16 protein-coding genes and 5 tRNA genes are annotated in these 12,618 nt (G+C 69.9%); 14 read left to right on the forward strand and 7 right to left on the reverse strand.

Going from position 1 to position 12,618, the window contains the following annotated elements; translation table 11 throughout:
- Nucleotides 1-153: 153 nt before the first annotated feature.
- On the reverse strand, nucleotides 154-438 hold the full coding sequence (locus ACGFRF_RS30670) for a hypothetical protein (protein WP_393745499.1): 285 nt from the start codon (nucleotides 436-438) through the stop codon (nucleotides 154-156).
- Between the two features lie 40 nt (nucleotides 439-478).
- Between ACGFRF_RS30670 and ACGFRF_RS30675 the strand changes: the two genes are divergently transcribed.
- The 6 genes from ACGFRF_RS30675 (at nucleotide 479) to ACGFRF_RS30700 (ending at nucleotide 1,766) form a co-directional block, all read left to right on the forward strand.
- Entirely contained in the window at nucleotides 479-1,210 is a 732-nt protein-coding gene (locus ACGFRF_RS30675; protein ID WP_393745501.1) for an HAD family hydrolase, read from the forward strand.
- 91 nt (nucleotides 1,211-1,301) lie between these two features.
- Nucleotides 1,302-1,373 (forward strand) — tRNA-Gln (locus tag ACGFRF_RS30680).
- Between the two features lie 21 nt (nucleotides 1,374-1,394).
- Nucleotides 1,395-1,467, forward strand: a tRNA-Glu gene (locus tag ACGFRF_RS30685).
- Nucleotides 1,468-1,496: 29 nt separating this feature from the next.
- Nucleotides 1,497-1,569 (forward strand) — tRNA-Glu (locus ACGFRF_RS30690).
- 21 nt (nucleotides 1,570-1,590) lie between these two features.
- Nucleotides 1,591-1,662, forward strand: a tRNA-Gln gene (locus tag ACGFRF_RS30695).
- Between the two features lie 28 nt (nucleotides 1,663-1,690).
- Nucleotides 1,691-1,766 (forward strand) — tRNA-Glu (locus ACGFRF_RS30700).
- Between the two features lie 50 nt (nucleotides 1,767-1,816).
- Here the strand turns inward: ACGFRF_RS30700 and ACGFRF_RS30705 are convergent.
- A complete protein-coding gene (locus ACGFRF_RS30705; protein WP_393745503.1) occupies nucleotides 1,817-2,461 on the reverse strand; it encodes a MerR family transcriptional regulator in 645 nt (214 codons plus the stop codon).
- An 80-nt stretch (nucleotides 2,462-2,541) separates the two neighbouring features.
- Here ACGFRF_RS30705 and ACGFRF_RS30710 point away from each other — a divergent pair, with 80 nt between their 5' ends.
- Complete coding sequence (locus ACGFRF_RS30710) at nucleotides 2,542-3,051, forward strand: DUF4188 domain-containing protein (protein ID WP_393745505.1); 510 nt, start codon at nucleotides 2,542-2,544, stop codon at nucleotides 3,049-3,051.
- A 78-nt stretch (nucleotides 3,052-3,129) separates the two neighbouring features.
- Here ACGFRF_RS30710 and ndgR read toward each other — a convergent pair whose 3' ends face one another.
- Entirely contained in the window at nucleotides 3,130-3,846 is a 717-nt protein-coding gene (ndgR, locus tag ACGFRF_RS30715) for an IclR family transcriptional regulator NdgR (protein ID WP_009320373.1), read from the reverse strand.
- A 207-nt stretch (nucleotides 3,847-4,053) separates the two neighbouring features.
- On the opposite strand from ndgR, the gene leuC reads away from it, so the two are divergent.
- The 4 genes from leuC to ACGFRF_RS30735 all read left to right on the forward strand — a co-directional run bounded on the left by leuC (nucleotide 4,054) and on the right by ACGFRF_RS30735 (nucleotide 7,366).
- Entirely contained in the window at nucleotides 4,054-5,478 is a 1,425-nt protein-coding gene (leuC, locus tag ACGFRF_RS30720) for a 3-isopropylmalate dehydratase large subunit (RefSeq protein ID WP_393745507.1), read from the forward strand.
- A gap of 5 nt (nucleotides 5,479-5,483) precedes the next feature.
- Nucleotides 5,484-6,077 (forward strand): 3-isopropylmalate dehydratase small subunit, encoded by a 594-nt coding sequence (leuD, locus tag ACGFRF_RS30725; RefSeq protein WP_393745509.1) that lies wholly within the window; start codon nucleotides 5,484-5,486, stop codon nucleotides 6,075-6,077.
- 265 nt (nucleotides 6,078-6,342) lie between these two features.
- Nucleotides 6,343-6,573, forward strand: a complete 231-nt coding sequence (locus tag ACGFRF_RS30730; protein WP_393745510.1) for a hypothetical protein — start codon at nucleotides 6,343-6,345, stop codon at nucleotides 6,571-6,573.
- A 136-nt stretch (nucleotides 6,574-6,709) separates the two neighbouring features.
- Nucleotides 6,710-7,366 (forward strand): HU family DNA-binding protein, encoded by a 657-nt coding sequence (locus ACGFRF_RS30735; RefSeq protein WP_393745512.1) that lies wholly within the window; start codon nucleotides 6,710-6,712, stop codon nucleotides 7,364-7,366.
- Between the two features lie 71 nt (nucleotides 7,367-7,437).
- On the opposite strand, the gene ACGFRF_RS30740 is transcribed toward ACGFRF_RS30735, so the two are convergent.
- Nucleotides 7,438-7,641: a hypothetical protein gene (locus tag ACGFRF_RS30740; protein ID WP_393745514.1), complete on the reverse strand. Its 204-nt coding sequence runs from the start codon at nucleotides 7,639-7,641 to the stop codon at nucleotides 7,438-7,440.
- Between the two features lie 135 nt (nucleotides 7,642-7,776).
- On the reverse strand, nucleotides 7,777-8,415 hold the full coding sequence (gene cofC / locus ACGFRF_RS30745; protein WP_393745516.1) for a 2-phospho-L-lactate guanylyltransferase: 639 nt from the start codon (nucleotides 8,413-8,415) through the stop codon (nucleotides 7,777-7,779).
- 154 nt (nucleotides 8,416-8,569) lie between these two features.
- On the opposite strand from cofC, the gene ACGFRF_RS30750 reads away from it, so the two are divergent.
- From ACGFRF_RS30750 to ACGFRF_RS30760, 3 genes are all read left to right on the forward strand, one after another.
- A complete protein-coding gene (locus tag ACGFRF_RS30750; protein WP_393745518.1) occupies nucleotides 8,570-9,358 on the forward strand; it encodes a lysophospholipid acyltransferase family protein in 789 nt (262 codons plus the stop codon).
- Nucleotides 9,355-10,365, forward strand: coding sequence for an NAD(P)H-dependent glycerol-3-phosphate dehydrogenase (locus ACGFRF_RS30755; RefSeq protein WP_393745520.1), 1,011 nt, complete (start codon nucleotides 9,355-9,357; stop codon nucleotides 10,363-10,365). The genes ACGFRF_RS30750 and ACGFRF_RS30755 overlap by 4 nt, the downstream gene beginning before the upstream one ends.
- A 70-nt stretch (nucleotides 10,366-10,435) precedes the next feature.
- Complete coding sequence (locus ACGFRF_RS30760) at nucleotides 10,436-11,593, forward strand: D-alanine--D-alanine ligase family protein (RefSeq protein WP_393745522.1); 1,158 nt, start codon at nucleotides 10,436-10,438, stop codon at nucleotides 11,591-11,593.
- A 16-nt stretch (nucleotides 11,594-11,609) separates the two neighbouring features.
- Here the strand turns inward: ACGFRF_RS30760 and ACGFRF_RS30765 are convergent, their stop codons facing one another.
- On the reverse strand, nucleotides 11,610-12,128 hold the full coding sequence (locus ACGFRF_RS30765) for a DUF3515 domain-containing protein (protein WP_393745524.1): 519 nt from the start codon (nucleotides 12,126-12,128) through the stop codon (nucleotides 11,610-11,612).
- A 20-nt stretch (nucleotides 12,129-12,148) separates the two neighbouring features.
- Nucleotides 12,149-12,382 carry an Lrp/AsnC family transcriptional regulator gene (locus ACGFRF_RS30770; protein ID WP_003997603.1) on the reverse strand — a complete coding sequence of 78 codons (234 nt, stop codon included), beginning with the start codon at nucleotides 12,380-12,382 and terminating at the stop codon, nucleotides 12,149-12,151.
- Nucleotides 12,383-12,618 lie beyond the last annotated feature (236 nt).

Genomic DNA, 12,618 nt, shown 5'->3' on the forward strand with positions numbered 1-12,618 from the left:
CAACGGCTCGATCCGGTCCCACATCGCATCAGTGATCACTAATCGGACAGGCATATCCGATCAACTGACTTACCGACCAAAGAGACACGCGCTAGTCGACCCATGCGTGAGGGGCGGCACCCGGGATCCTGGGTGCCGCCCCTCACGCATGGGTCACTGGGCGTCGGGTTCGTCGATCAGGTAGTGGTTCTCGTCGAAGATCTCCAGGACGACGATGACCATGATCGCGCCGGCCACCATGTACTCCAGCATCACGCCGGGGGCCACGTACGCCTTGCGCAGGTGCTCGTCCGGGCCGAGCTGGGCAGTCGAGTTCTTCCGGAACGGGTCGCGCGCCAGTACGCGTACCGCCCTGTCCAACTGCGCTCGGCGTTCCGCGGGCAGGGCGTCGTAGGTCGCACGGGCCTCGACGGTGAACTGGACGCGGTACTCGCTCATGGCCCCAGTCTGCCAGCCGTCCGGCGGTACCGTCGGTGTCATGACGATCAGAGCAGTGGTCTGGGACGTGGACGACACCCTGTTCGACTACACGACCGCGGACCGTGAGGGCATGCGGGCGCACCTGGTGACCGAGGGGCTGCTCGCCGGGTACGACAGCCCCGAGCAGGCCCTGGTGCGGTGGCGCGAGATCACCGACCGGCAGTGGGCGCGGTACGCGGCGGGGGAGTGCTCCTTCCAGGACCAGCGGCGTGACCGCGTCCGCGTGTTCCTCGGCGCGGAACCGACCGACGACGAGTGCGACGCCTGGTTCCAGCGTTACATCGGTCACTACGAGGCCGCCTGGAGCCTCTTCCCGGACGTCCTGCCCGCCCTGGAGGCCCTGGCCGCCAGCCACCGGCACGCGGTGCTGTCCAACTCCAGCATCACCGTCCAGGAACACAAGCTGCGCACCCTCGGCCTGCTCGACCGCTTCGAGGTCGTACTGTGCGCCGCCGAGCTGGGCGTCTCCAAGCCGGCGGCCCGCGCCTTCCTCGCGGCCTGCGAGGCGCTGGGCCTGCCACCGCACGAGGTGGCGTACGTCGGCGACCACCCGGAGATCGACGGACGGGGCGCCGCCGAGGCCGGGCTGCTGTCCGTGTGGATCGACCGCGGCGCCGCCTACGCGCGGGCCGTCGGGCAGGTGGTCGCGCACCGGATCTCGACCCTCGCCGAACTCCCGGCGCTCGTCCGCGCGGATACCCGTTTTGGAGCCCCGTCCACCTTCGGGTAATGTTCTTCCTGCGCCGAGGGGAGCAGGCCGGAAGGTCGGAGCCCCGAGGAGCAGACTAGAACGAGATCCCCGCAGCGGGCTTGAGTTCCAGTGGCCTATGGTGTAATTGGCAGCACGACTGATTCTGGTTCAGTTAGTCTTGGTTCGAGTCCAGGTAGGCCAGCTCGCAGAGCTTATCTGCAAAGCCCCCGTTGTGTAGCGGCCTAGCACGCTGCCCTCTCAAGGCAGTAGCGCCGGTTCGAATCCGGTCGGGGGTACTGATCCTGATCCGTTCGGGATCGCTAGGGCCCCCGTTGTGTAGCGGCCTAGCACGCCGCCCTCTCAAGGCGGTAGCGCCGGTTCGAATCCGGTCGGGGGTACTGACTGGTCTAAACCATCATTGGTCTATGGTGTAATTGGCAGCACGACTGATTCTGGTTCAGTTAGTCTTGGTTCGAGTCCAGGTAGACCAGCTCGGACCTGCGGAAACGCAGTGTCCATGCCCCCGTTGTGTAGCGGCCTAGCACGCCGCCCTCTCAAGGCGGTAGCGCCGGTTCGAATCCGGTCGGGGGTACCACAGGAAGGCCCTTCGCTTCGGCGGAGGGCCTTCGTCGTGCCCGGCGCCGGCTACCCGAAGCCGTACCGCCGCGTCGACTCCTCCTCCTGGGCCAGCCGGTGCAGCGCCTGCAGCAGTGGCTCGTTGAGGATCGCCCCCAGGATCGCGAACTCGATCCGCTCCGCCTCCGACGGGTGCGTCTCCATGTTGTCCAGGTCGAGGACGGCTGTCCGGTGCATCAACTCGGCGTAGGGCGCGAGTTGTTCGGCGCCCCAGCCGTAGCCGATCCGGCGGAACGCGGCCACCGCCACCACCAGCGAGCGGTACGCGGGGGAGATGCTCGAGAGCAGCTTGGCGTTCTGCCAGCCGAGCCGGTCCAGGAGCGCGGCGACCTCCTGGTGCGCGGCCCGGATGCACTCGTCGTCCTCGTCCGGCTCCGGCACCTGCGGCAGCGCCCACAGTGCCGCGCCCAGGCGCATCGAGCGGCCCAGGGACTCGTCGTCGACGTGCCCCAGCACCTCCCGGACCGTGGCCACCGGAATCCGGCCGACCTGGATCATCGCGCGCACCAGCCGCAGCCTGCGCAGGTGCTCCTCGTCGTACTCGGCGGTCGTCTGGTTGATCTGGCGGCCCGGCGGCAACAGCCCCTCGCGCAGGTAGTACTTGATCGTCGCGGTGGACACACCACTGCGCTCGCTCAGTTCGGCCAGCCGCATCTCTTGCGCTCCTTCTTGGATAACGGCACTATCCAAACACCGGGAGTTGGATAGCGCCGCTCACCTACGAGGGGGATCTCATGGTGTCCCGTACGACCGCCGACGCGCAGGGTGACGTCGTCGTCCTGCTGATCGGCATGCGCATCAACCGTTTCCGGGCCGTGCGCCTGTGGCTGCCCGTGATGCTCGCGATGGTCCGCATGCTGCGGGAGCTGGAGAAGGACCCCGCCCGAGGGCTGCGCGCCAAGGTGCTGCTGACGGCCTCGCCGCGCACGTACTACGTCGTGCAGTACTGGGAGTCCAAGGAGAAGCTCTACGCCTACGCGACCGCGCCGGACGCGTTCCACCACCGGGCGTGGGCCACGATCAACCGCAAGGAGCGCAGCGGCACGCTGCGCGGGCAGGTCGGGATCTGGCACGAGACGTACGTCGTGCCGGAGGGGTCGTACGAGTCGATCTACGCGGACATGCCGGCGTTCGGTCTGGCTGCCGCACACGGCCAGGTACCGCTGGAGAAGCGGGGCCGGTACGCCAAGGACCGGTTCGCCCACCGGTCGCGGCAGGCGCCGGTCACCGAGAAGACCGGCTGACACGGGGGACGGGGGAGCGAGGAGGGCCTGCCGCGGCGTTGGGGCAGGCCCTCCTCAATGTTCCGGACGGTGCGGGGCTCAGCCCGAGCGGCGCAGGGCCTCGGACAGGCGGGCCGCGGCGTCGATGACCGCCTGGGCGTGCATCCGGCCCGGGTGGCGCGTCAGGCGCTCGATGGGGCCGGAGACGGACACGGCGGCCACCACACGGTTGGAGGGGCCGCGTACCGGCGCCGAGACGGACGCGACGCCCGGCTCGCGCTCGCCGATGGACTGGGCCCAGCCGCGCCGCCGTACGCCCGACAGGGCCGTCGCCGTGAAGCGGGCGCCCTGGAGGCCGCGGTGCAGGCGCTCGGGCTCCTCCCAGGCCATCAGGATCTGCGCCGAGGAGCCGGCCTTCATCGTGAGGGTGGAGCCGACCGGGACGGTGTCCCGCAGGCCGGACAGGCGCTCCGCCGCGGCCACACAGATCCGCATGTCACCCTGGCGCCGGTACAGCTGTGCACTCTCGCCGGTGACATCGCGGAGGTGGGTGAGCACGGGGCCCGCCGTCGCGAGCAGGCGGTCCTCGCCCGCCGCCGCCGCAAGCTCCGCGAGGCGCGGTCCGAGGATGAACCGGCCCTGCATGTCGCGTGCCACCATGCGGTGGTGTTCCAAGGCCACGGCCAGGCGGTGGGCCGTGGGTCGTGCCAGTCCGGTGGCCCCGACCAGACCCGCGAGGGTGGCCGGACCGGACTCCAGGGCGCTCAGGACGAGGGCCGCCTTGTCCAGAACGCCGACGCCGCTACTGTTGTCCATGCAACGATACTCACGTCTCACTCTGTGAAACGCAAGTTCAATTTTCCGTGGAACGCGCCACCCTGGAACCACACAGCGGCCCGCAGACCAACGGGCCTGGCGGTGGGCGCCCGGAATCACGACTTCAGGGGCCCCGAAAAGGGCAGCCGCCGCTTCCTCAAGATCTCTAGTTGGGCCGGTGGACGTTTGCCGGCCGGAGGGAAAGCGATGGGTAGGACACTCGCGGAGAAGGTCTGGGACGACCATGTCGTCCGGCGCGCCGAGGGCGAGCCCGACCTCCTCTACATCGATCTGCACCTGCTGCACGAGGTGACCAGCCCGCAGGCCTTCGACGGGCTGCGCAAGAACGGCCGTCAGGTGCGCCGCCTCGACCTCACCATCGCGACCGAGGACCACAACACCCCCACCCTCGACATCGACAAGCCCATCGCCGACCCGGTCTCCCGGGCCCAGCTGGAGACGCTGCGCAAGAACTGCGCCGAGTTCGGGGTGCGCCTGCACCCGCTGGGCGACGTCGAGCAGGGCGTCGTGCACGTCGTCGGCCCGCAGCTGGGTCTGACCCAGCCCGGCACGACCGTCGTCTGCGGTGACTCGCACACCTCCACGCACGGTGCCTTCGGCGCGCTGGCGTTCGGCATCGGCACCTCCCAGGTCGAGCACGTGCTGGCCACCCAGACGCTGCCGCTGGCCCGCCCCAAGACCATGGCGATCACCGTCGAGGGCGAGCTGCCCGACGGCGTCACCGCCAAGGACCTGATCCTGGCGATCATCGCGAAGATCGGTACGGGCGGCGGCCAGGGCTACATCCTGGAGTACCGCGGCTCCGCCATCGAGAAGCTCTCGATGGAGGCCCGGATGACCATCTGCAACATGTCGATCGAGGCCGGTGCCCGCGCGGGCATGATCGCCCCCGACGAGACCACCTTCGCCTACCTCCAGGGCCGCCCGCACGCCCCCGAGGGCGCCGACTGGGACGCGGCGGTCGCGTACTGGAAGACACTGAGGACGGACGAGGACGCGGTCTTCGACGCCGAGGTCGTCATCAACGCCGACGAGCTGTCCCCGTTCGTCACCTGGGGCACCAACCCCGGCCAGGGCGCGCCGCTTTCGGCGGACGTCCCCGATCCGGCTTCGTACGAAGACGCTTCGGAGCGCCTCGCCGCCGAAAAGGCCCTGGAATACATGGGGTTGGAGGCCGGACAGCCGCTGCGCTCCATCAAGGTGGACACCGTCTTCGTAGGCTCCTGCACCAACGGCCGCATCGAGGACCTGCGCGCCGCCGCCGGGATCCTGAAGGACCGCAAAGTCGCCGACGGCGTACGGATGCTGGTCGTCCCGGGCTCCGCGCGGGTCGGTCTGCAGGCCGTCTCCGAGGGCCTGGACGTGGTCTTCAAGGAGGCCGGCGCCGAATGGCGGCACGCGGGCTGCTCGATGTGCCTCGGCATGAACCCCGACCAGCTGGCCCCGGGCGAGCGCTCCGCGTCCACCTCCAACCGCAACTTCGAGGGCCGGCAGGGCAAGGGCGGTCGTACGCACCTGGTGTCGCCGCAGGTCGCGGCGGCCACCGCCGTCCTGGGCCACCTGGCCTCCCCGGCCGACCTGACCGACGTCCCCGCGCCCGCTGGAGTCTGAGAACCATGGAAGCCTTCACCACCCACACCGGCCGGGCCGTGCCGCTGCGCCGCAGCAACGTCGACACCGACCAGATCATCCCTGCTCACTGGCTCAAGAAGGTCACCCGGGACGGCTTCGAGGACGGGCTGTTCGAGGCCTGGCGCAAGGACCCGGAGTTCATCCTCAACCGCCCCGAGCGGCAGGGCGCCACGGTCCTGGTCGCCGGTCCCGACTTCGGCACCGGCTCCTCCCGCGAGCACGCCGTCTGGGCGCTGCAGAACTACGGCTTCAAGGCCGTGATCTCCTCCCGCTTCGCGGACATCTTCCGGGGCAACTCGCTGAAGAACGGCCTGCTCACGGTGGTCCTGGACCAGAAGATCGTGGACGCGCTGTGGGAACTGACCGAGAAGGACGCGACTGCTGAGGTCACTGTGGACCTCGAGGCGCGTGAGGTGCGGGCCGAGGGCATCACCGCCTCCTTCGAGCTGGACGAGAACTCCCGCTGGCGGCTGCTGAACGGCCTGGACGACATCTCCCTCACCCTCCGGAACGAGGATGAGATCGCCGCCTTCGAGGCCAAGCGTCCCGCCTACAAGCCGCGGACGCTGCAGGTCTGATCCACCCGCCCTGAGCGGGTCGGGTTTCGGCCACCTCAACACCCCCTCTGTACCCCCGGTCGCCACGATTGGGGGTACAGCCGTGTCTGCACCCGAACGGCCCTGCCCGGCTCCGGCAGCTCGCTCAACTCCCCACGTTAAGAGGGATGTTGTGCGGGTACGTGAGTGCTGTGTTCGCGTTCTCCGCAAGTGCCTAAAAGGCCGTTTGCGGCGGCAGTTGCACCCTGCGCAGGCGACAACTCGCCCCAGATGGCACAATCTGTGCATGGAACACGACGGCCAACTCCAGCTCTATACGGCGGTCGCGAACCAGCTCAAGGAAGCACACCGAAGGGTGCGCGCACTGCAAGTCCCGGAGGGCGTACGGATGGCGCTGACCCGGAAGCTGCTGGTCATTACGGCCGCGGCCAAGCACGATCTCGCCGACGCGGCAAGGCGGCTCGAGCGGTTCACCGCGGACCTCGACGCGGGTCGGATCCCCGACGAGGACCGCTGAACCGTCCGAGGCGGCCGAGTCCGTTGCGGCACAAGGGTGATTAGCCCGTTTCGTGTTTGATTTGCGGTATATATCTGCCTAACGTGCGAAAAAGCTTGAACACTTTCGTTCTGGCGATGTCTCCGAAGGGGAAGACGTGAACAAGGCGCAGCTCGTAGAAGCGATTGCCGACAAGGTGGGTGGCCGCCAGCAGGCCGCCGACGCTGTCGATCATGTCCTGGACGCCATCGTCCGCGCGGTCGTCGCGGGCGAGCGGGTCTCGGTCACCGGCTTCGGGTCCTTCGAGAAGGTGGACCGCCCCGCCCGTTACGCCCGTAACCCTCAGACGGGCGAGCGGGTTCGGGTCAAGAAGACCTCCGTTCCCCGCTTCCGCGCCGGTCAGGGCTTCAAGGACCTGGTGAGCGGGTCGAAGAAGCTGCCGCGCGGCGGCGAGGTCGCCGTCAAGAAGGCGCCCAAGGGCAGCCTGTCCGGCCCGCCGCCCACCATCGCCAAGGCTGCCGGCAAGAAGGCCGCCGCCAAGAAGACGGCGGGTGCGGCGAAGAAGACCACGGCGAAGAAGGCGGCGGCCAAGAAGACCACCGCCACCGCCAAGAAGACGACGGCGCAGAAGGCGCCCGCCAAGAAGACGACGGCGACCGCCAAGACCACCGCGGCGAAGAAGACCACCGCCAAGAAGGCGACGGCCCAGAAGGCCCCGGCGAAGAAGGTCACCGCCAAGAAGGCCCCGGCCAAGAAGTCGACGGCCCGCAAGACCACCGCCAAGAAGACCACCGCCCGCAAGGCGACGTCGTAAGGCCGCCAGGGCATTCACGCGCCGGGCCGGACTCCCCTCGGGAGCCCGGCCCGCGGCGTGTGTAAGGGCAGTTACAGGGTCTGAAGGGTTACGAGGGTGATCCGCAGGCCCTCAGCGGCACCCTCGGTCTCGATCCGCACACGCTGACCGGGCCGCAGCAGCCTGAGCCCGCCGGCGTCGAACGCGGCGGAGTCGTACGGCACGGGGGTTCCGTCGTCGAGGAGCACCTGTCCGCTGCGGGTCTCGGGGTCGTAGGTGTATGCGGTGGCCTGCATGGCGGCCAGCGTAGTGCCTCCGCCGGATCGCCGCCGGGCCGCGGGCCGTCCGCGGGCTGCCGCTGCGTACCGCGTGCTCGCGCCGTGTACCGCGCCCCCGGGGCAACCGCCTGGCCGGCACCCGTATCGGGCGCCTCAGGACCCAGGAATCAGCAACCCCGCCGACACCGCCGCCGTATGGGGCCCCACCCCCAGCGCCAGCGCCGCTCGCAGATCCGCGCCGGTGTCCACGTCCTGCCGTACCGAATCGACATCCGCCAGCACGAGTTCGGCCGCACCCGAGGTCCGGTGCCGGGAACGGGAATCAATGCCGAACGCCGGTCGCAATTCCCGGCCCGGGCCCGCGGCCAGCAGAGTCGTACCCAGCGCCGCCGCATCCGCGAGAAAGGCCCGCGGGAATTCAGCCGCGGCATCCAGCACCCGCCCCAGTTCCAGCGGTCGCAGCGCCGGCAGATCGGCGTTCAGGGTCGCGACCGCCGCGAAGGGGCGCTTTTCCCGTACGACGGAGGCGCCGTGCGCCAGAGCGGCGTTCAGGCCGCCCGCGGGGGTGTCCGGGACGATCCGCGCGCCCAGGGCCGCCAGCTCGCGGGCGGCCAGCCCGTCGTCCGTGACGACCGCCACATCCGCCACCGCCGTACAGGCCAGCGCGGCGGCCACCGTGTCCTGTGCGAACGCGAGGGCCAGCCCCGGGCGAACCCCGTCCGCAGCGGTGTCCGCGAGCCTGCTCTTGGCCCGCGTGAGGGGCTTCAGGGGGATGACCAAGGTCCACTGCACCGGCGTACCGTCCCTCTCTTGTCCGGCCCATTGTCACCTGGGGCATCTGGCGGTCCGGGTGTCGGGGCGTACGGTGTCCTCGACAGACCGGCGGCCCGGGGCCACACTTGTGCGGCCCCCCGCCGGGGTGGCGTCCCTAGAGGAAGGTGTCCTTGTGCCCCGCCGCAGAATCGGCTTCTGGTACCGCTTTGCCGCGGTGATCTGCAAACCGCCGCTGGTGATTCTGATCAAGCGGGACTGGCGTGGAATGGAGAACATTCCGGCCGAGGGCGGATTTATCACCGTGGTGAACCACAATTCCCACGTGGACCCCTTCGCGTACGCGCACTATCAGTACAACACCGGACGGGTTCCGCGATTCCTGGCGAAGAGCGGGCTTTTCAAGAAGGGATTCGTCGGCGCCGCCATGCGCGGCACCGGGCAGATCCCCGTCTACCGCGAGAGCACGGACGCGCTCAGCGCCTTCCGGGCCGCGATCGACGCCGTGCAACGCGGCGAGTGCGTCGCCTTCTACCCCGAGGGCACCCTCACCCGCGACCCGAACGGCTGGCCCATGACCGGCAAGACCGGCGCCGCCCGCGTGGCCCTGCAGACCAAGTGCCCGGTGATTCCGGTCGCCCAGTGGGGCGCCAACGAACTGCTGCCGCCGTACGCCAAGAAGCCCAACCTCTTCCCGCGCAAGACCCACCACGTGCTGGCGGGCCCGCCCGTGGACCTCTCCCGCTTCTACGACAAGGAGATGACCCCGGACCTGCTGAAGGAGGCGACCGAGGTCATCATGGCGGCCATCACCCGCCAGCTGGAGCAGATCCGCGGCGAGAAGGCCCCGAAGACGCCCTACGATCCGCGCCGGGAGCGGATCGAGCAGCGGCGCCGCACCCAGGCGCAGACCAGGGAACGCACCGAGGCGCCGACCGGCAAGGAACAGGAGACCGGCACGTGAGCAAGCCTGTCCGGGCGGCCGTCATGGGCACCGGCTCATGGGGCACCGCCTTCGGCATGGTCCTCGCCGACGCGGGCTGCGAGGTGACCCTGTGGGCCCGCCGGCCCGAGCTGGCCGAGGCGGTCAACTCCACCCGGACCAACCCCGACTACCTGCCCGGCGTGGAACTCCCGGAGAACCTGCGCGCCACCTCCGACGCGGCCGAGGCACTCGGGGACGCGGACTTCACCGTCCTCGCGATCCCCTCCCAGACCCTGCGCGCCAACCTCGCCGAGTGGGCCCCGCTGCTCGCGCCCGGCACCGTGCTCGTCTCCCTGATGAAGGGCGTCGAACTCGGCTCCGCCATGCGCATGAGCGAGGTGATCGACGACGTCGCCAAGGTCGGCGCCGACCGGATCGCGGTGGTCACCGGACCCAACCTGGCCCGCGAGATCGCCGCCCGCATGCCCGCCGCCGCGGTGGTGGCCTGTACCGACGAGTCCGTCGCCCAGCGCCTCCAGGCCGCCTGCCACACGCCGTACTTCCGGCCGTACACGGAAACCGACGTGGTGGGCTGCGAGCTGGGCGGTGCCGTGAAGAACGTGATCGGGCTCGCCGTCGGTATCGCGGACGGCATGGGGCTCGGCGACAACGCCAAGGGCTCGCTCATCACCCGGGGCCTGGCCGAGACCGCGCGGCTCGGTGTCGTGCTCGGCGCCGACCCGCTGACCTTCTCCGGACTCGCGGGCCTGGGCGACCTGGTGGCCACCTGTTCCTCGCCGCTGTCCCGCAACCACACCTTCGGCACCAACCTCGGCAAGGGCATGACCCTGGAGGAGACCATCGCGGTCACCAAGCAGACCGCCGAGGGCGTCAAGTCCTGCGAGTCGGTGGCGGATCTGGCCCGCCGGCACGGCGTGGAGATGCCCATCACCGAGACGGTCGTGGACATCGTGCACGAGGGCAAGCCGCCGGTGGTCGCCCTCAAGGAGCTGATGTCGCGCAGCGCGAAGCCCGAACGACGCTGAGCGACGCCCTCCTTTCGGCGGCCCGTCGACGCTGTATCCGGGGTCTACCAACGGGTACTCTCAACGCGATATGAGCACCGAGAACCTCCCCCAGAGCCCTGAGCAGCCGTCGCGCAAGCCGCGCGTGGCCGTCGTGTTCGGCGGACGCAGTTCCGAACACGGGATCTCCGCGGTCACCGCGGGCGCCGTCCTGAGCGCCATCGACCGGGCGAAGTACGACGTCCTGCCGATCGGCATCACCCGGGAAGGCCGTTGGGTGCTGACGGCCGACGAGCCGGAGCGGATGGCCATCGCCGACCGCCGCACCCCGGAGGTCGCGGACCTGGCCGAGTCGGTCGAGGGCGGCGTGGTGCTCCCCGTCGACCCCGGCAGCCGCGAGGTCGTCTACAGCGAGCCCGGCTCCGTGCCCAAGGCGCTCGGCGAGGTCGACGTGGTCTTCCCGGTGCTCCACGGGCCCTACGGCGAGGACGGCACCCTGCAGGGGCTCCTGGAGCTGTCCGGGGTGCCGTACGTGGGCTCCGGTGTACTCGCCTCGGCCGTCGGCCAGGACAAGGAGTACATGAAGCGGGTGTTCACCTCCTTCGGGCTCAAGGTCGGCCCGTACGTGGTGATCCGGCCCCGCGAGTGGGCCCAGGACGAGTCCGCCGCCCGCAAGAAGATCGTCGACTTCGCCGGCGAGCACGGCTGGCCGCTGTTCGTGAAGCCCGCGCGCGCGGGTTCGTCCATCGGCATCACCAAGGTCGACGACCTCTCCGGCCTGGACGAGGCGATCGCCGAGGCCCAGTCGCACGACCCGAAGATCCTGATCGAGGCGGCCGTGCGGGGCCGCGAGATCGAGTGCGGCGTCCTGGAGTTCGAGGACGGCCCGCGCGCCTCCGTCCCGGCCGAGATCCCGCCGCCGGACGCGCACGCGTACTACGACTTCGAGGCCAAGTACATCGACTCCACGCCCGGGATCGTCCCGGCGCCGCTGAGCGAGGAGCAGACCGCCGAGGTGCGGCGGCTCGCGGTCGAGGCGTTCGAGGCGGCCTCCTGCGAGGGCCTGGTCCGTGCGGACTTCTTCCTCGACGAGGACGGCGAGTTCGTCATCAACGAGATCAACACCATGCCCGGTTTCACGCCGATCTCGATGTACCCGCAGATGTGGCAGGCCACCGGTGTCAGCTACCCGGAGCTGATCGACCGACTGGTGCAGGCGGCGCTGCGCCGCTCGACCGGGCTGCGCTGACCGGGCGGCACGGTGTTCACCGCATGGAGGCGATCCCCTTCGGGATCGCCTTCCTGACGGCGGCCGCGAGGTCCGTGAGGACCGCGGTGCCCTCCTCCTGCGCGGACATCCCCTCGGGCAGGCTCACCTGCACATAGGCCACGCGGTTGGCCGTGGTGAACCGCCAGGTGCCGTCGCCCTGCTTCTCCATCAGCCAGTCGACGCCGTTCACCCCGCCCGCGAGCGCGTCCGGGTCGCCCCCCTCGGCCACCTTGGGATCGATCATCTTCGGCGGCCGTACGACACCGCAGCGCAGTATGATCGCCGGGTTTCCCCAGCCCGCCGTGTAGGCGGACCGGGGCTCGGGGTCGTTGCGGCTCCGTCCGTCGAGCTTCCCGGGCAGCACCCGGTGCAGATCCCGGCACACCTTCGCCGTCTTCGCGTCGGGGCTGGGAACCGCCACCGTGGCGCTGTCGTCGCTTGCGGAGCAGCCCGCGACCGCGACCAGCAGCGCGGGCGCGAGCAGGCCGAAGGGCCGGTGACGGAAGATGTTCACCGGCCAAGGGTAGACGGGGGCTACAGATGCACGACCGGACAGGTCAGGGTGCGGGTGATGCCGTCCACTTGCTGGACCTTCGCGACCACCATGCGGCCGAGGTCGTCGACCGTGTCGGCCTGGGCGCGCACGATGACGTCGTACGGTCCCGTCACGTCCTCGGCCTGGATCACTCCAGGGATCTTGCTGATCGTCTCGGCGACGGTCGACGCCTTGCCGACCTCCGTCTGGATCAGGATGTACGCCTGTACCACGGAACCTCCAGGGCGGCCACGAGGATCATGTGGGGAAAAGGAACGCCACGGTATCGCGTCGCCGCTCCCCACGGGGAGACCTGCGGGAACCGGGCTTGCGCGCCAGGGTGCGGGCACGACGGAAGTTGACGGTCGCCTCGACCGCGACGAGGGTCGTCCCGACCGCGGCGACGGTCACCTCGACGGTATCGGGGACACTGATGACGCGCGACCGGGCACGGCACGGCAGAGAAGGG

The sequence above is a fragment of the Streptomyces sp. NPDC048521 genome (genome assembly GCF_043199855.1).
Classification (GTDB): domain Bacteria; phylum Actinomycetota; class Actinomycetes; order Streptomycetales; family Streptomycetaceae; genus Streptomyces.